This is a genomic window from Klebsiella sp. TF21-TM (assembly GCF_019753495.1).
In the GTDB taxonomy this organism is placed as follows: Bacteria; Pseudomonadota; Gammaproteobacteria; order Enterobacterales; family Enterobacteriaceae; genus Klebsiella; species Klebsiella quasipneumoniae.
On sequence record NZ_JAIJYL010000021.1, the window covers coordinates 19,552 to 35,658 of the forward strand.

At 58.0% G+C, this 16,107-nt stretch carries 19 protein-coding genes; 3 read left to right on the forward strand and 16 right to left on the reverse strand.

All coding sequences use genetic code 11. The features are described 5' to 3' along the window. Positions 1 to 99: 99 nt before the first annotated feature. Positions 100 to 357 (reverse strand): multiple stress resistance protein BhsA, encoded by a 258-nt coding sequence (gene bhsA / locus K5R89_RS18690; protein WP_002900788.1) that lies wholly within the window; start codon positions 355 to 357, stop codon positions 100 to 102. A gap of 133 nt (positions 358 to 490) precedes the next feature. Here bhsA and K5R89_RS18695 point away from each other — a divergent pair, with 133 nt between their 5' ends. Together K5R89_RS18695 and K5R89_RS18700 are read left to right on the forward strand one after the other, a co-directional pair. Further along, positions 491 to 610, forward strand: a complete 120-nt coding sequence (locus tag K5R89_RS18695; RefSeq protein WP_044522093.1) for a hypothetical protein — start codon at positions 491 to 493, stop codon at positions 608 to 610. After that, a complete protein-coding gene (locus K5R89_RS18700; protein WP_023289148.1) occupies positions 607 to 1,242 on the forward strand; it encodes a TetR/AcrR family transcriptional regulator in 636 nt (211 codons plus the stop codon). The genes K5R89_RS18695 and K5R89_RS18700 overlap by 4 nt, the downstream gene beginning before the upstream one ends. A 52-nt stretch (positions 1,243 to 1,294) precedes the next feature. Here K5R89_RS18700 and K5R89_RS18705 read toward each other — a convergent pair whose 3' ends face one another. After that, positions 1,295 to 1,417, reverse strand: a complete 123-nt coding sequence (locus tag K5R89_RS18705; protein ID WP_004140642.1) for a hypothetical protein — start codon at positions 1,415 to 1,417, stop codon at positions 1,295 to 1,297. 68 nt (positions 1,418 to 1,485) lie between these two features. On the opposite strand from K5R89_RS18705, the gene K5R89_RS18710 reads away from it, so the two are divergent. Then, complete coding sequence (locus K5R89_RS18710) at positions 1,486 to 3,675, forward strand: TonB-dependent siderophore receptor (RefSeq protein ID WP_048297236.1); 2,190 nt, start codon at positions 1,486 to 1,488, stop codon at positions 3,673 to 3,675. 57 nt (positions 3,676 to 3,732) lie between these two features. On the opposite strand, the gene K5R89_RS18715 is transcribed toward K5R89_RS18710, so the two are convergent. From K5R89_RS18715 to pabC, 14 genes are all read right to left on the reverse strand, one after another. After that, entirely contained in the window at positions 3,733 to 4,272 is a 540-nt protein-coding gene (locus K5R89_RS18715; protein WP_002900781.1) for a glycine zipper 2TM domain-containing protein, read from the reverse strand. A gap of 193 nt (positions 4,273 to 4,465) precedes the next feature. After that, positions 4,466 to 5,770, reverse strand: coding sequence for an NAD(P)/FAD-dependent oxidoreductase (locus K5R89_RS18720; RefSeq protein ID WP_008805997.1), 1,305 nt, complete (start codon positions 5,768 to 5,770; stop codon positions 4,466 to 4,468). A 245-nt stretch (positions 5,771 to 6,015) separates the two neighbouring features. After that, on the reverse strand, positions 6,016 to 6,558 hold the full coding sequence (gene ycfP / locus K5R89_RS18725; protein ID WP_002900775.1) for an alpha/beta hydrolase YcfP: 543 nt from the start codon (positions 6,556 to 6,558) through the stop codon (positions 6,016 to 6,018). A gap of 35 nt (positions 6,559 to 6,593) precedes the next feature. Next, positions 6,594 to 7,604 carry a beta-N-acetylhexosaminidase gene (nagZ, locus tag K5R89_RS18730; RefSeq protein ID WP_072199202.1) on the reverse strand — a complete coding sequence of 337 codons (1,011 nt, stop codon included), beginning with the start codon at positions 7,602 to 7,604 and terminating at the stop codon, positions 6,594 to 6,596. A 23-nt stretch (positions 7,605 to 7,627) separates the two neighbouring features. Further along, complete coding sequence (gene thiK / locus K5R89_RS18735) at positions 7,628 to 8,455, reverse strand: thiamine kinase (protein WP_217259091.1); 828 nt, start codon at positions 8,453 to 8,455, stop codon at positions 7,628 to 7,630. After that, entirely contained in the window at positions 8,436 to 9,074 is a 639-nt protein-coding gene (gene lpoB / locus K5R89_RS18740; RefSeq protein WP_072096711.1) for a penicillin-binding protein activator LpoB, read from the reverse strand. Before lpoB ends, thiK begins: the two co-directional genes overlap by 20 nt. Before the next feature lie 21 nt (positions 9,075 to 9,095). Then, on the reverse strand, positions 9,096 to 9,470 hold the full coding sequence (locus tag K5R89_RS18745; RefSeq protein ID WP_004204572.1) for a YcfL family protein: 375 nt from the start codon (positions 9,468 to 9,470) through the stop codon (positions 9,096 to 9,098). A gap of 4 nt (positions 9,471 to 9,474) precedes the next feature. Continuing rightward, positions 9,475 to 9,831, reverse strand: a complete 357-nt coding sequence (gene hinT / locus K5R89_RS18750; RefSeq protein WP_032452442.1) for a purine nucleoside phosphoramidase — start codon at positions 9,829 to 9,831, stop codon at positions 9,475 to 9,477. Positions 9,832 to 10,092: 261 nt separating this feature from the next. Continuing rightward, positions 10,093 to 11,526: a PTS glucose transporter subunit IIBC gene (gene ptsG / locus K5R89_RS18755; protein WP_002900680.1), complete on the reverse strand. Its 1,434-nt coding sequence runs from the start codon at positions 11,524 to 11,526 to the stop codon at positions 10,093 to 10,095. 296 nt (positions 11,527 to 11,822) lie between these two features. Next, positions 11,823 to 12,617 (reverse strand): metal-dependent hydrolase, encoded by a 795-nt coding sequence (locus K5R89_RS18760; RefSeq protein WP_087827181.1) that lies wholly within the window; start codon positions 12,615 to 12,617, stop codon positions 11,823 to 11,825. Positions 12,618 to 12,627: 10 nt separating this feature from the next. After that, entirely contained in the window at positions 12,628 to 13,632 is a 1,005-nt protein-coding gene (gene holB / locus K5R89_RS18765) for a DNA polymerase III subunit delta' (protein WP_087827180.1), read from the reverse strand. Further along, a complete protein-coding gene (tmk, locus tag K5R89_RS18770; protein ID WP_023289141.1) occupies positions 13,629 to 14,270 on the reverse strand; it encodes a dTMP kinase in 642 nt (213 codons plus the stop codon). Before tmk ends, holB begins: the two co-directional genes overlap by 4 nt. Continuing rightward, positions 14,260 to 15,282: a cell division protein YceG gene (gene yceG, locus K5R89_RS18775; RefSeq protein ID WP_023289140.1), complete on the reverse strand. Its 1,023-nt coding sequence runs from the start codon at positions 15,280 to 15,282 to the stop codon at positions 14,260 to 14,262. Before yceG ends, tmk begins: the two co-directional genes overlap by 11 nt. A 1-nt stretch (position 15,283) precedes the next feature. Beyond that, entirely contained in the window at positions 15,284 to 16,093 is an 810-nt protein-coding gene (gene pabC, locus K5R89_RS18780; protein WP_023289139.1) for an aminodeoxychorismate lyase, read from the reverse strand. Between the last annotated feature and the right edge of the window lie 14 nt (positions 16,094 to 16,107).

Genomic DNA, 16,107 nt, shown 5'->3' on the forward strand with positions numbered 1-16,107 from the left:
CTGACGGCGGGTTTTTTGTTGGCAAGGGTCAAACAGGGGTACAACAGGGTCTTACTCATCGCTGACCGGTGAAGGGGGCCGGGCAGCGACGCATCGGGTTTACTTGTAGATAACCGCGGTACCGTGAAGAGTATTCGGACCAGTTACCGAAGTAATACGGTATGAGGTGGCGCCCATTTCATCCGCTTTCTGCGCCAGCTGGTCTTCCAGCGACCCCAGATTAGTCCCTGCGGACGCAGAGATGGTGCCCACTTTATGCTGGCCGGCTGGGGTGGACTGCACCTCAACAGCGGCAAAGCTGGCGAAAGAGAGGGAGCTAAGCACGGCGGCAATAGCCAGAGTATTAACGGTTTTCATGATTATTATACCTATGCAGATGAATTTTATAGTAGGGTCGTAAGCATTAACTTAACGATCGATAGGTAAATAATAATGTGATCTAAGTCACACGTCAACGCATTTTTATAACGATCGTTTAACTATTTATAAAATGCTTAATTTTCATACGCATATGAATTATTTATTTTTGAACCAACAGCGCTGGCCCCGGCGATCGTTTATTTTTATAATGGCCATTCACCAAACCAACATAGGTACAACGGCATCATGACAACTGACGTTCAAAGTTGCGCCAAAAAAAGCCGTGGCCGACCGAAGGTGTTCGACAGGGATGCGGCGCTGGACAAAGCCATGACACTCTTCTGGCAGCACGGCTATGAGGCGACCTCGCTCGCCGATCTGGTCGAGGCGACAGGAGCAAAAGCCCCCACCCTGTATGCGGAATTTGTGAATAAAGAAGGACTGTTCCGCGCAGTATTGGATCGTTACATTTCGCGCTTTGCCGCGAAGCACGAAGCCGTGCTGTTTGCTGAGGGAAAAACCGTCGATCGGGCGTTGCGCGACTATTTCACCGCGGTCGCCACCTGCTTTACCAGCAAAGAGACGCCGGCCGGCTGCTTTATCATCAATACCTCCGCCGCGCTGGCCGCCTCCTCGACGGATATCGCCAACACCATCAAATCCCGCCATGCGATGCAGGAGCAGGCGCTAACCCAGTTTCTGCAGCAGCGGCAAGCGCAGGGCGAACTGCCTGCGGGCCGCGACGTGGCGCAGCTCGCGCAGTTTCTCAACTGTGTCCTGCAGGGGATGTCCATCAGCGCACGGGAAGGCGCCGATTTCGACAAACTGATGCAAATCACTGACACCACTCTCCGTCTCTGGCCGCTGGTCCTCGAGTCCTGATGCGCCCCGCTTCCGGCGGTATTCTGCCGCCGGAACCGCCCGCCGTTTCGCTTTACCCCCACAAAATAGATTGATTTTTATTACCTTTTCTCGCGCAAGATAAACGCAAATGATATTGATTGCGATATTCATTATGTGCAAAATCCTTTTTTGAGTTTTTCCAGATGTTTCGCATTGTAACGAATACCGGCCGACGCCGGCCCATAACAACGACAAAGCAACTTGCTCATAAAAGGAATGGATATGAAAAAGCGCCTCTGGGTGCTCCACCCTCTGCTGCTGGCCAGCGCGCTGCCTGCGCTGGCGGCTCAATCTGATGAAGACAGCATCATCGTTAGCGCGAACCGCACCCACCGCACCGTGGCCGAGATGGCCCAAACCACCTGGGTCATTGAGGGCCAGGAGATTGAGCAGCAGGTCCAGGGCGGGAAAGAGTTCAAAGACGTGCTGGCTCAGCTGATCCCGGGCATCGATGTCAGCAGCCAGGGGCGCACCAATTACGGGATGAACATGCGCGGGCGCGCCATCGTCGTGCTGATTGACGGCGTCCGGCTCAACTCCTCACGCACCGACAGTCGCCAGCTCGACGCCATCGATCCGTTCAACATCGAACATATCGAAGTGATCTCCGGGGCGACCTCACTGTACGGCGGCGGCAGTACCGGCGGACTTATCAACATCGTCACCAAAAAAGGGCAGCAGGATCGGCAGGTCGATCTTGAGGTGGGCAGCAAGAGCGGGTTTGCGAACAGCAACGATCATGATGAGCGCGTCGCAGCGGCCGTCAGCGGCGGGACAGACCACGCGTCCGGGCGTTTATCGGTAGCCTATCAGCGTTTCGGCGGCTGGTACGATGGCAACAACGATGCGCTGCTCCTCGATAACACCCAAACGGGGCTCCAGCACTCTGACCGTCTGGACGTCATGGGAACGGGGACGATCGAGATCGACGACAACCGCCAGCTGCAGCTGGTCACCCAGTATTATAAAAGCCAGGGCGATGATGACTATGGCCTGTGGCTCGGAAAGAATATGTCCGCGGTGACCAGCGGCGGCAAAGCGTACACCACCGATGGGCTCAATTCCGATCGTATCCCCGGCACCGAGCGCCATCTGATCAGCCTCCAGTACTCCGATGCCGACTTCTTCGGTCAGAATCTGGTGAGCCAGGTGTACTATCGCGATGAATCCCTCACCTTCTATCCGTTCCCGACGCTCAGCAAAGGCCAGGTCAGCAGTTTCTCCTCGTCGCAGCAGGATACCGATCAGTATGGGGCAAAGCTGACCCTGAACAGTCAGCCGCTGGCGGGCTGGGATCTCACCTGGGGTCTCGACGCCGATCATGAGACCTTCAATGCCAATCAGATGTTCTTCGATCTGCAACAATCGCTGGCTTCCGGTGGGCTGCACAACGAATCGATCTATACCACCGGCCGCTACCCGGGATACAGCATCTCCAACGTCGCGCCGTTCCTGCAGTCAAGCTACGATCTGAACGATATCTTTACCATCAGCGGCGGGGTTCGCTACCAGTGGACCGAAAACCGGGTTGACGACTTTGTCGGCTACGCCCAGCAACAGGATATCGCCAACGGCAAAGCGCGCTCCGCCGACGCCATCAAAGGCGGCAAAACCGATTATGACAACTTCCTGTTTAACGCCGGGATCGTCGCCCATCTGACCGAGCGTCAACAGACCTGGTTTAACTTCTCGCAGGGCGTTGAGCTGCCGGATCCGGGTAAATACTATGGCATCGGGAAATACGGCGCCGCGGTCAATGGTCATCTGCCGCTGCTCTCCAGCGTCAACGTCGATGACTCGCCGCTGCAGGGGATCAAAGTTAACTCGTATGAGCTGGGCTGGCGCTACACCGGCGATAACCTGCGCACCCAGCTGGCGGCGTATTACTCGACTTCGGATAAGACCATCGTGGTCAACCGTACCGACATGACCATCGATGTTCAGTCCGACAAGCGGCGTATTTACGGCGTTGAGGGAGCGGTCGATTACTTTATTCCGGACAGCGACTGGAGCGTCGGCGGCAACTTCAACGTGCTGAAATCACAGGTGCAGACCGATGGCCGCTGGCAAAAATGGGACGTCACCCTCGCCTCGCCGTCCAAAGCCACCGCCTGGGTAGGCTGGGCGCCGGATCCGTGGAGCCTGCGCGTGCAGAGCCAGCAGGTGTTTGACCTCAGCGACGCCGCCGGCAACAAGCTGGAAGGCTATAATACCGTCGATTTTATCGGCAGTTACGCGCTGCCGGTGGGGAAACTGACCTTCAGTATCGAAAACCTGCTTAACGAAGATTATGTCACCATCTGGGGCCAGCGCGCGCCGCTGCTCTACAGCCCAACCTACGGCAGCTCGTCGCTGTATGAATATAAAGGCCGTGGCCGTACCTTCGGTCTGAATTACGCGTTAACTTTCTGACAAAAAAAGCCCCTCAGCCTGAGCGATTGAGGGGCTAATCATTACACAAATCTGTTTTTAGATTTTGTTGTTCAGGACCAGCTGGCCGTTGTTGTCCAGCGGGATCTGGCTGCCAGGATCGTGATCCATACGGATTTTCCCCTGCTGATCGCCTATCTTATAGGTCACATCGTAGCCCAGCATTTTGTCGGATTTGTCATACACCGTTTTGCAGCGCTGCTGCGTGGTGGTGTAGGTGTCGTTATCCTGCATCGCGCCCTGGATCTGGTTACCGGCATAGCCGCCGCCCAGCGCGCCCACCACCGTCGCCACGCTGCGTCCGTGACCGCCGCCGAACTGGTGGCCAATCACTCCGCCCGCCACCGCGCCCAGCACGGAACCGGCGATGCGGTTTTCATCCTGTACCGGACGACGATGGGTCACGGTGACATTACGGCATTCCTGGCGCGGCGTTTTCACGGTTTCTTTAATCGGTGTACTGGAGACCACTTGCGCATACTGCGGGCCGCGATCTAACACGTTGAGACCAGCGACAGCTGCAACGCCCAGCGCGGCAGCCACGCCTATCCCTATACCCGCCAACATAGATTTATTCACGGGAGATCCTCCTTTGTTGCTGTTGATACAATTTTGCAACCGGACCCGGGAAGGCGCAAATCAGATAGCGGATGAAAAGTGCGAGAATTCGCTGCAAATCAAAGGGATTCAGAGGATTCCGAGCGGGATCCCCGCCGGTTCAGCAGAAGAGCCCGGAGGCGCCGCCAGGGCGCGCTCCGGGTCGCGATAGCGATTAGTGCAGCTTGAGACGCGGGCGAATGATGCGGTTGATGCGACCAACCAGCATCATCAGGCCGGTTTTGAAATAGCCGTGCAGGGCGATCTGGTGCATACGGTACAGGGAGATGTACACGAAGCGCGCAATGCGCCCTTCCACCATCATCGAGCCGCGCATCAGGTTGCCCATCAGGCTGCCGACGGTGGAGTAATTGGACAGCGACACCAGCGAGCCATGATCTTTATAGGTATACGCCTTCAGCGGTTTGCCTTTCATCTGCGCGAGGATGTTATTCAGCGCGCAGGTGGCCATCTGGTGCGCCGCCTGAGCACGCGGTGGCACAAACCCGCCTTCCGGACGGGCGCAGGAGGCGCAATCGCCGATGGCGAAAATATCCGCGTCGCGGGTGGTCTGCAGCGTCGGCTCAACCACCAGCTGATTGATACGGTTGGTTTCCAGGCCGCCGATCTCTTTCATGAAATCTGGCGCTTTGATCCCGGCCGCCCAGACCATCAGATCCGCTTCAATATATTCGCCATCTTTGGTGTGCAGGCCGCCCGCATCGGCGCTGGTGACCATGGTCTGCGTCAGCACCCGTACGCCCAGCTTGGTCAGCTCATTGTGCGCCGCGCCGGAAATGCGCGGCGGCAGCGCAGGCAGAATGCGTTCGCCCGCTTCGACCAGCGTGACGTTCAGCGCTTCGTTGGTCAGCCCTTTGTAACCGTAGCTGTGCAGCTGTTTCACGGCATTATGCAACTCAGCGGAGAGTTCCACGCCGGTGGCGCCGCCGCCGACGATGGCAATGTTCACTTTACCGTTAGCGCCAAGGTTCGCGGAGTACTTAAGGAACAGGTTGAGCATCTCCTGATGGAAACGACGCGCCTGATGCGGGTTGTCGAGGAAAATGCAGTTCTCTTTCACCCCAGGGGTGTTAAAGTCATTCGAGGTACTGCCCAGCGCCATTACCAGCGTGTCGTACGGCAGTTTACGCTCAGCCACCAGCAGCTCGCCTTTTTCATTGCGCAGCTCGCCGAGGGTGATGGTCTTCCCTTCGCGATTGATATCGACCACCGACCCCAGCTGGAACTGGAAGCCGTGGTTGCGGGCATGGGCCAGATAGCTCAGCGCATCAACGCCTTCATCCAGAGAACCGGTGGCCACTTCGTGCAGCAGCGGCTTCCACAGATGGCTGTGGTTACGGTCCACCAGGGTGATTTTCGCTTTCTTATGGCGCCCTAACTTTTTCCCCAGCTGAGTTGCCAGTTCCAGTCCGCCTGCGCCGCCACCCACAATTACGATTTTTTTCAATGGCGTAGTCATGTGTACCCCTAAAATTATTAACCAATTGTTAAATAAAAGTTATTAAAATAGCCTTTATTTAACAACAAGTTACGTCAATGAAACCATTCAGCACTGTCGAGAATACCATGAACGGTGCATTGGTCATACCAAAATTGATGTGCATCAAGTTTTGTCGCGTATTTTTTCAGCGAAACCAATAAGTGTAGACATGAAAAAACCCGCGCGGTGAACCCGGCGCGGGTTTGGAGACAGGGGAAAAAGGCTTAACCGAGGGTTTTAAACGCTTTCAGCCGCTGCAGGTGCGGCGAGATGTTTTTAAACTTATGGGTCTGCTCTTCATCCCAGATAATTTCATAATAGTGGTGCAAAAGGTCGGCGGAACGCTGGCTGTCCAGCGCTTCGTCCTGCCGGGAAAGCACCACCAGGCAGCGATCGCGGTTCTTCTCGCGAAAGTTGGTCACGCACTTGGTGGCGATGTCAGCATACTCTTCCGGTCGGTCGATTTTGCCTTCCATATTCTCATGCGGAAACAGGTTCGGATTGAACACCGCCTGACGAATATCGCACAGGAAACCAATCCGCTCAGCCCAGTAACCGCCGAGCCCAACGCCGCAGATCAGCGGCCGGTCATCGGCGGTAAGCTGCAGCATTTTATCGACCTCTTTCAGCAAATGCTGCATGTCGTGCTTGGGGTGGCGCGTGCTGTAGCTTATCAACCGCACGTCAGGGTCAATAAACTGCAACTGCATCACCTTCTCGTGGTTACCGGGGCTGTTCGAGTCAAAACCGTGTAAATAGATAATCATCGCATCCTCACCAGACAACAACGCCCCGCAGAGCGTTACGCGGACTTCGCCTCTTGCCAGCGCGCATGAAGCTGCTCCAGCTGGGCACTCACCGTTTTCCAACGGGCTGAATCCCTTAACTCCTGACGGGAAAAGGAACCTTTATGATACAATTTCGTAACACGCTCTGCTTTGATCGGCGACAGGTTATCCAGCACACTGACCGCGCCCTTACGATTATTGCAGACCAGTATCATATCGCAACCGGCGTCGAGCGATGCCTGGCCGCGTTCGGCATAGCTGCCCATGATCGCCGCCCCTTCCATCGACAGATCGTCGGAGAAAATCACCCCGTCGAAGCCCAGCTCGCCGCGCAACACCGTCTTCAGCCAGTACGCTGAACCGCTGGCCGGGCGCGGATCGAGCTCCGGATAAATCACATGCGCCGGCATAATGGCATCCAGACGCTGCTCGGCGATAAGGCTTTTGAATATCGCCATATCGTGGTCGCGGATAACCGATGCCGGACGCGGATCGAACGGGGTTTCTTTATGCGAATCGGCAGTCACCGCCCCGTGTCCCGGGAAGTGTTTGCCGGTGGTTTTCATGCCCGCAGCGTGCATGCCGTCAATGAAGTGACGCGCCATCGTCAGCGCTTTCTGCGGATCTTCATGATAAGAACGTTCGCCGATCGCGGCGCTGATATGGCCGACGTCCAGCACCGGCGCAAAGCTAATATCGATGTCCATGGCGATCATTTCGCTGGCCATCAGCCAGCCGGCCTCGGCGGCCAGTTTGCCCCCCTCTTCCATCCCCAGCAGCGCGGCGAAAGACTGGGCCGCCGGTAAACGGGTAAAGCCTTCGCGGAAACGCTGAACGCGTCCCCCTTCCTGATCGACCGCCACCACCAGATGGTTACGGGAGGCTTCGCGGATCTGGCGCACCAGCTCCCGCAGCTGCGCCGGATCGTGATAATTTCGGGTGAAGAGGATCAACCCTCCCACCAGCGGATGCGCCAGAATCTCTCGCTCTTCCGCATCCAGTTCATACCCTTCAACATCCAACATCACTGGGCCCACACTGACCTCTCTTATCCTTTGCGTTCGTTGTCTAACTGACACCATGTTTCATCTGCCAGCGTGATAAATTGCCGATCCCCGCTCTGCCGCCAGCGCATTTCATACCAGCCCGCCATCAGCAGCAGTACCCACGGACGCCAGCGCGCCACCTGCCGCCATAGCTGCTGCGGGTCGATGGCCGCCCGCCGGGCATACGCCGTCACCAGCTGGCGGCGCTCGCCCGGGGCGATCCATACGGCGGCCAGCTCCAGCGCGATATCGCCATCGCCGGCATATTCCCAGTCGATCAGCTTCAGACCGGCGTCGCTGTGGATAATATTGCCGGCATGGACGTCCATATGCAGCGGCGCCAGGCGCAGAGGACGAGGCTCGCCCCGGCGGCACAGCCGCTGGTGCCAGCGTAGCCAGCGCGGCGTACGCCGGGCCGGATCGCTCCTCTGCCAGTACTGCACCAGCAGCGGCCCGAGACTCACACGCCAGCCGAACCGCGGTTGCTGATGCAAATCATACAATAAGCCAGACAGCTGCGGGCAGTCAGGTAACTCGCTTTTCACCTCACCCGCGCAATACTCCACCACCATCCAGCAGGGCGAGTAAAACAGGGGGTTGGGCGCCAGCCTGGCAGGCAGCCGGCGCAGCGCGCGATACTGACGGCGAAAATAACAGGCAGCGGCAGACGGGTCGTGCGGCTGACGCAGCACTCGTCCCCGGTCGCCGTCGCTGATAATCACACTGCCGCCGCTGAGGCCGGTCTGGCTCAGCGAGGCGACAGGATGATAGTGGGGAAAGAAGCGCGACAAGAGCTCGTCGCGCGTTAGCTTATTGTTGCTGAACAGCACCTTTACCTGACCAGATAATCTCGCCGGTTTGCACCAGCATCAACTGCATCTTCAGCTCAGGCGCGTTGACGTTGCCGGTGGCATTGGAGTAAAGCACATACTGCGCGCCCACATTGCGGGCGATGCCCATGGCTTTGCTGCGGCTGCCGAGGCTGTCCTGCGGCGACAGGCCCAACTGCTGCTTGGCGACCGCCAGCTGCTGCGGTGAAACAAGGGTAAATTTGCCGTTGCCCGCCAGCGCGTTGCGTAACGCGGTGGTAGCTTCTCCGGCATTCAGCGAACCGTTGGTGCGGTTGTTCACGCTGTCAACCAGCAGAATACTGCCGGCATTGACCCCGCCCGCCTGCAGCATCTGTCCCACCATCGGCTGCACCGCGCCGTTCCAGTCATAATGACGCACGCGCGGCGCCGGCTGACCCGACTGCTGATCCTGATGCTCAATCGGTCCTGGCTGCGACGGGACGGATGGCACCGCCGGTACCGTCGGCACCGTGGGCTGCGGCTGCGCAGGCTGCTGCGGCTGCGGTTTGGCCTCTTCTACCGGCGCGGGCTGCTCACGCAGCCCCGCACAGCCTGCGAGGAATATCGCCAGTGCTGTGATTAACGCATAGCGACACATTTTCATCATTATAATTACCCCTTACAGATAAAGATAAAGGCGGGCCTTATGCGCCCCCAGGATATTGGCGCTGCCATACAACGTCACCGAGGAGCGAGCCGGAACCACGATGGTGCGCGGCGCCTCCAGAGGGTGCATCTCCAGCCCTCGGGCGTCATACCAGAAAAAACGATAATGCACGGTGACCGGCTGTTGGCGCTCGTTATACAGCGTAGAGGAGGCGGTGGCCTGGATCTCCGTCGCCACGACGACAGGCTCGCTGGCGCTGATCCCGGCGGCCAGCACGCTCGACTCCATCACCAGCGCCTGCTGGTCAGAAACCGGGATCTCCGGATGTGAACTACATCCGGCCAGCAGCCCCGCCGCCAGACACGCGCCCAAAAGGGTCCTGAGCATGACGTTAGCCTTTGTGCGCCAGCATCGGACCCAGCGGACGACCGCCCAGCAGATGCATATGGATATGGTAAACTTCCTGGCCGCCGTGACGGTTGCAGTTGACGATCAACCGGTAGCCATCGTCGGCGAGGCCTTCATCGCGGGCAATCTTCGCCGCGACGGTCATCATCCGGCCCAGGGCCAGTTCATGTTCAGTGGTAACGTCATTTACGGTAGGAATCAGAACGTTCGGGACAATCAGAATGTGGGTGGGCGCCTGCGGGGAGATGTCGCGAAAAGCGGTCACAAGCTCATCCTGATAAACCATATCCGACGGGATCTCCCGGCGAATGATTTTGCTGAAAATCGTTTCTTCTGCCATGACTGATTCCTTATTAGTTTTATCCCGTACGCTGGCCTGCTTCTGCAGATAAACGCGGACGCACAGGTTACGGTAAGAGTATGAGCGACATCCTCCCTCTCTTTCAACCTGAAAGCTCTTTTTCTTATTCAACTATAGACTTAGCTGCTGAGGGAATAAGCATTTGGCGGACAGTTTGCGGGGTTATCGCCTCTGGAAGGCCGATCTGGTGACGTAAAAAAGGCAGCCAGTTGGCTGCCTTAGTCTCCCCGATACTACGTCTTAACTGTTACGGATGTACTCATCCATTTCAGTTTTCAGGTTATCGGACTTGGTACCGAAGATGGCCTGTACGCCAGAACCTGCCACTACCACGCCAGCGGCGCCCAGTTTTTTCAGGCCAGCCTGGTCAACTTTCGCTACATCCGCCACGCTAACACGCAGACGAGTAATACATGCGTCGAGGTTGGTGATGTTCTCTTTACCGCCGAAAGCGGCGACCAGAGCCGGAGCCATCTCGCTGGTTGCGCCAGCTTTGCTCTCTTCGGTGGTATCTTCACGACCCGGGGTTTTCAGATCCAGGGCTTTAATCAGCACGCGGAAAATGACGTAGTACACGATCGCATAGCAGATACCGACGATCGGGAACAGCCACAGCTTGCTGCTGTTACCGGACAGCACGATAAAGTCGATCAGGCCGTGAGAGAACGAGGTACCGTCACGCATACCCAGCAGGATACAGATCGGGAACGCCAGACCCGCCAGGATGGCATGGATAACGTACAGGATCGGCGCCACGAACATGAACGAGAACTCGATCGGCTCGGTGATACCGGTCAGGAACGAGGTCAGCGCGGCGGAGATCATGATACCGCCCACTTTGGCGCGGTTTTCCGGTTTAGCAGAGTGCCAAATCGCGATAGCCGCTGCCGGCAGACCGTACATTTTGAACAGGAAGCCGCCAGACAGTTTGCCCGCAGTCGGGTCGCCTGCCATGTAGCGCGGGATATCGCCGTGGAATACCTGACCCGCCGCGTTGGTGTATTCGCCGATCTGCATCTGGAAAGGAACGTTCCAGATGTGGTGCAGACCAAACGGCACCAGGCAACGCTCGATGAAACCGTAGATACCAAACGCCACCACCGGGTTCTGATAAGCAGCCCACTGGGAGAAGGTCTGGATCGCGGAACCGATCGGCGGCCAAATGAAGGAGAGGATCACGCCGGTGAAGATAGCGGCCAGACCAGAGATAATCGGTACAAAGCGCTTGCCCGCAAAGAAGCCGAGATATTCTGGCAGCTTGATGCGATAGAAGCGGTTGAACATGTACGCGGCGATAGCACCGGAGATAATACCGCCAAGCACGCCGGTATCAGCCAGGTGTTTTGCCGCAATCTCGTCAGCAGGTAAATGCAGCACCAGCGGCGCAACCACCGCCATGGTTTTCACCATGATGCCGTAAGCTACGACTGCAGCCAGTGCGGATACACCGTCGTTATTGGTGAAGCCGAGGGCCACACCGATAGCGAAGATCAGCGGCATGTTGGCGAAAACAGAACCGCCTGCTTCTGCCATAACGTGGGAGACCACGGCTGGCAGCCAGCTGAAGTTTGCGGAACCGACGCCCAGCAGGATACCTGCGATAGGCAGTACGGATACCGGCAGCATCAGCGATTTACCGACCTTCTGCAGGTTAGCAAATGCATTCTTAAACATAATTGAGAGTGCTCCTGAGTATTTGGTACTTTTTTACGTTTTCACGCATTGGCCCGGGGGGAGAACCGCGCCGTGGACAGGACATCTAAGCGCCCTTTATTTATTACACAGAGTAAAATAATTAACGGGATGATTGTTTGACGGCTATCACGTTTCAATCAGCCTTCCGGTAAAAATTTACATCAGCTTACATAAGTTGTATCCAGATGTTGCCAAAAAACCTTCACCGCCACTTTTGTGGCGGTGAACTTTACTCGCTTTGGCTATTAATTACGAGCCTTAAAATAATAAGCAGATCAAGCAGGTTGCAAGCGGGCGGGGTCAATGTGGAACAGCGTGGCAAAATTGTCGGTGGTCTGCTGAGCCAGTTGCTCCAGCGACACACCCTTCAGTACCGCCATGTATTCAGCAACGTCACGAACCATCGCCGGCTGGTTCTCTTTGCCGCGATGGGGTACCGGCGCCAGGTACGGCGAATCGGTCTCCACCAGCAGACGATCCAGCGGAACATAGCGCGCCGCATCGCGCAGTTGCTCGGCGTTACGGAAAGTGACGATACCGGAAAACGAGATATAGAACCCCATGTCGAGCAGCTTACCCGCCGTCTCCCTGTCCTCAGTGAAACAGTGTAGTACGCCTCCGCAATCCGTCACCTTTTCTTCACGTAAAATGGCCAGGGTATCGGCGCGAGCGTCACGGGTATGCACGATCACTGGCTTATTCAGCTCCCGGCCGATGCGGATATGGTCACGGAATGAGGTTTGCTGCTGGGCTTTGGTCTCCGGGGTATAAAAATAGTCCAGCCCGGTCTCTCCCATCGCGACGACGCCCTCTTCCGCCGCCAGCGTGCGCAGCGTCTCCACCTCGTAGGGCTCGTCCTGGTTTAACGGGTGCACGCCACAGGAGAAAACGACATTGTCACGCCTCCCTACCAGCTCGCGCATACTGCGGTAGCCAGTCAGCGTCGTGGCGACCGCCAGGCAAAATTTCACATCGCGCGCGGCCGCTTTTGCCAGCACGTCATCGACGTTTTTGTGCAGAGTTTGATAATCCAGACCATCAAGATGGCAATGGGAGTCGACTAAAAACATAATGTCTCACTCAGAGGTGGGAGACGGGTAAAACCGTCCCGGGTTGCAGGTAATGTTCCCAGCGCAGCAGGCGCTCGGTGAGCAGCAGTTCGCGGTTGACGCCGACGACGTTCAGCAATTGCTCGCGGCAGGTACAGACGTCATGGGCAATCGCCTGCAGCCGGGAGGCGGGCAGACTATGCGCCAGCTGCTCCAGCAGCGGCCAGACATCCGGATTACTCACCAGGGCAATTCCCTGCTGTCGTTTTTGCGCATCGACCAGCAGCGATGCCAGCCAGTGCAGGCGAACCGCCGCCTGTTCATGATTGAGTATCGGCAGCAGCGCCAGCCAGTCACCGCTCGCCAGCGTGGTCGCCAGCGCCTGACACAGCTGCTGTCGCGCCGTCCACTGCGGCTCCTTAAGCAGCTCAAGCGCGGCGGCCGGCGCGCTGGCGCACAGACGTAACGCGGTCAGCAGCGCCTCCTGCGGCAGGTTCACCTCACGCTCCAGCCAGGCCAGGGCATAAGATTCCGTCGGCGGCGACAGGTGGTGCAGGCGGCAGCGACTGCGCAGAGTAGTCAGCAGACGCGCCGGCTCCTCGCAGGCGAGGAAGAACCAGGTATTTTCCGGCGGCTCCTCCAGCGTTTTCAGCAACGCGTTGGCGGCGGCATCGGTCAGCAAGGCGGCATCGCTAATCCATACCACCTTCGCCCCACCGAGGCGCGCGCGCTCATAGAGCTTGTCGTTGACATCGCGCACCGCGTCAATACCCAGCGCGCTCTTGCCTTTCTCGGGGCTCAGCGGGTAGTAATCGGGGTGCGTACCGGCCTGCATCAGCTGGCAGCTGTGGCAGTGACCGCAGCTTTTATGCCCTTCGGGCTGGCGGCACATCAGGAAGCGGCACAGCGCATACATCAACGCCTCGCCGCCCATCCCGCTCCGGGATTGTAACAGTAAGGCGTGGTGGCCTCGTCCGGCCTGATAGCTACCGACCAGTTGCTCGAACGAGGGGCGCAGCCACGGATACCATTTCATGCCGGTTGCTCCGCCATCCACTGGACGATCGTGGCGCGAATATCGCGCGCGACGGCATCCAGCGGCTGCGTCGCGTCCACCGTGCGGATAGAAGGATCCGCCGCGGCCAGCTCAAGGTAGCGCGCGCGGGTACGATTGAAGAAGTTCATGGACTCCTGCTCAATGCGATCCAGTTCGCCGCGGGCGCGGGCGCGCCGCAGGCCCACTTCCGGCGTGACGTCGAGGTACAGCGTCAAATTAGGTCGAAAATCGCCGAGAACGGCGTCACGCAGCGTCGCCAGCATCGTGCGGTCAATCCCCCTGCCGCCGCCCTGATAGGCCTGAGTGGAGAGATCGTGACGATCGCCGATCACCCACTGGCCGCGAGCCAGAGCAGGCTTAATCACGGTCTCCACCAGCTGGACGCGCGCCGCGTAAAACATCAGCACTTCCGCTTTATCGTTAATCACTTCATCGCCCGTGGACTGGATATCCAGCACCAGGCTACGCAGTTTTTCGGCAAGGATTGTGCCCCCCGGCTCACGGGTAAACACCATATCGTGAATACCTGCCGACTGCAGCGTCTCCACCACCAGTTGACGTGCGGTGGTCTTCCCGGCGCCCTCCAGCCCCTCGATGACGATATAGTTACTGCGCATTTTTTTCCTTAAGTACTTTCAGATAGTCCTGCACCGCGCGGTTATGGCTGACCAGGTTTGTGGTAAACGTATGGCCCCCTTTCCCGTCGGCGACAAAATAGAGGTATGGCGTTTTCGCCGGATGGGCGGCCGCCTTCAGCGACGCTTCGCCCGGCACCGCAATAGGGCCTGGCGGCAGGCCGCTGATGGTATAGGTATTGTACGCGGTCGGCGTCTCCAGATCCTTACGCGTTAACTTACCATTATACCCTTCTCCCATCCCGTAGATCACCGTTGGATCAGTCTGTAAACGCATGCCGATGCGCAGGCGGTTGATAAACACCGACGCGACGCGATCGCGCTCTTCCGCCACCGCGGTCTCTTTCTCAATAATCGAGGCCATGGTCAACAGCTGATTCTGATCGTCATAGGGCAGATTATCCATCCGTCCTTCCCAGACCTTCGCCACTTCGGTGACCATTTTCTGATGCGCGCGCTTGAGGATGGCGATGTCGCTGGTATTGGCGGTGTACATCCAGGTATCCGGCCAGAACCAACCTTCCACCCAGTCGGCGTGGTCAAGACCTAACGCCTTAGCCACCGTCGCGTAGCTATCGTCTTCAAGCGTGTGCTTCACGTAGGGGGCATCGCGCAGCTGACGAAGGTAGTCGCTGACGCGCATGCCTTCGACAAAGCGCAGCGGAAACTGCGCCTCTTTGCCGCTGGCCAGCAGCTGCAGCATTTCGCGTACCGTCATTTGCGGCGTGAAGCGATAGGTCCCGGCCTTGAAGTGAGACAGCTCAGGCTCCATCCGCAGCAGCCACTGGAACACGCGCGGACGATTGATCACCTTCTCGCGATAGAGATCCTGCCCCAGCGCCAGCCGGCCGGTGCCGGCTTCGAGGGTAAAGATGGTCTCTTCTTTAATCAGCAGCTTGCTGTCCGCCAGCTGGCGTACCTTCCACATTCCTGCCGCCGCGGCGATGCCCAACAGCACGACCAGCAACAGGATAAAACGTAACATTTTCTTCATACTAACCAGACAGCTCACACAAAGGGGCTAAAAAATGGTAAAGCTCGCGAGAGGACCAGACGGTCTCCTCCCAGCGACGAACCGGCACCAGCGGCATAAGCGCATTGCAGATCAGCACTTCATCGGCCTCCCGCAACGTCTCGGGACGCGCTGTCACTTCGACAACGCGAAACGTCGATGGTGCCAGCTGCGCGATACAACGCTGCCGCATTATGCCGTTGACCCCGGCATAATCGAGTCGCGGAGTAAAGACATCCCGTCCCTGACGCCAGAATAAATTCGCGGCACAGCATTCCGTAAGCCACCCGTCACTGTCAAGGACCAGCGCCTCATCGGCGTCCGTCTGTTCAAGATGAGAGCGGATCAGCACCTGCTCCAGACGGTTAAGATGCTTCAGACCGGCCAGCCAGGGGTTGCGCCCCAGGGTCACCGGGCTCCGGGTCAGGGTAATGCCCTCCTCCCGCCAGCGCGCGTAGTGCGCCGGAAGCGAAGAGACGCTCAGAATGCGGGTGGGCGACGCGCAGCCCGCCGTGCTGTATCCCCTCCCCCCGACGCCGCGGGTGAGGACCACCTTAAGCACACCCTGGGCGTGCGGCCGAGCCAGACGCTGCATCTCGTCGCTCAACGTCAGCCAGTCGTCAAATGGGATGCGTAACTTTTCGCAGGTCGTCTGCAAACGCTGCAGATGGGCGTCCAGTAACGCAACCTGCCCGTGCTGTATACGGGCGGTGGTAAAACAACCGTCGCCAAACTGGACGGCGCGATCGTTCGCCGCCAGCGTGTCCTGTTCAACGCCATTTATCAAGAACATAAAGGACTCCTTTT

Coding starts and splice junctions, on each gene's coding strand:
- bhsA (WP_002900788.1), bottom strand. CDS start 357: ATGAAAACCGTTAATACTCTGGCTATTGCCGCCGTGCTTAGCTCCCTC.
- K5R89_RS18695 (WP_044522093.1), top strand. CDS start 491: ATGCTTAATTTTCATACGCATATGAATTATTTATTTTTGAACCAACAG.
- K5R89_RS18700 (WP_023289148.1), top strand. CDS start 607: ATGACAACTGACGTTCAAAGTTGCGCCAAAAAAAGCCGTGGCCGACCG.
- K5R89_RS18705 (WP_004140642.1), bottom strand. CDS start 1,417: ATGCGAAACATCTGGAAAAACTCAAAAAAGGATTTTGCACATAATGAA.
- K5R89_RS18710 (WP_048297236.1), top strand. CDS start 1,486: ATGAAAAAGCGCCTCTGGGTGCTCCACCCTCTGCTGCTGGCCAGCGCG.
- K5R89_RS18720 (WP_008805997.1), bottom strand. CDS start 5,770: ATGACTACGCCATTGAAAAAAATCGTAATTGTGGGTGGCGGCGCAGGC.
- ycfP (WP_002900775.1), bottom strand. CDS start 6,558: ATGATTATCTATTTACACGGTTTTGACTCGAACAGCCCCGGTAACCAC.
- nagZ (WP_072199202.1), bottom strand. CDS start 7,604: ATGTTGGATGTTGAAGGGTATGAACTGGATGCGGAAGAGCGAGAGATT.
- lpoB (WP_072096711.1), bottom strand. CDS start 9,074: ATGTGTCGCTATGCGTTAATCACAGCACTGGCGATATTCCTCGCAGGC.
- K5R89_RS18745 (WP_004204572.1), bottom strand. CDS start 9,470: ATGCTCAGGACCCTTTTGGGCGCGTGTCTGGCGGCGGGGCTGCTGGCC.
- hinT (WP_032452442.1), bottom strand. CDS start 9,831: ATGGCAGAAGAAACGATTTTCAGCAAAATCATTCGCCGGGAGATCCCG.
- ptsG (WP_002900680.1), bottom strand. CDS start 11,526: ATGTTTAAGAATGCATTTGCTAACCTGCAGAAGGTCGGTAAATCGCTG.
- K5R89_RS18760 (WP_087827181.1), bottom strand. CDS start 12,617: ATGTTTTTAGTCGACTCCCATTGCCATCTTGATGGTCTGGATTATCAA.
- holB (WP_087827180.1), bottom strand. CDS start 13,632: ATGAAATGGTATCCGTGGCTGCGCCCCTCGTTCGAGCAACTGGTCGGT.
- tmk (WP_023289141.1), bottom strand. CDS start 14,270: ATGCGCAGTAACTATATCGTCATCGAGGGGCTGGAGGGCGCCGGGAAG.
- yceG (WP_023289140.1), bottom strand. CDS start 15,282: ATGAAGAAAATGTTACGTTTTATCCTGTTGCTGGTCGTGCTGTTGGGC.
- pabC (WP_023289139.1), bottom strand. CDS start 16,093: ATGTTCTTGATAAATGGCGTTGAACAGGACACGCTGGCGGCGAACGAT.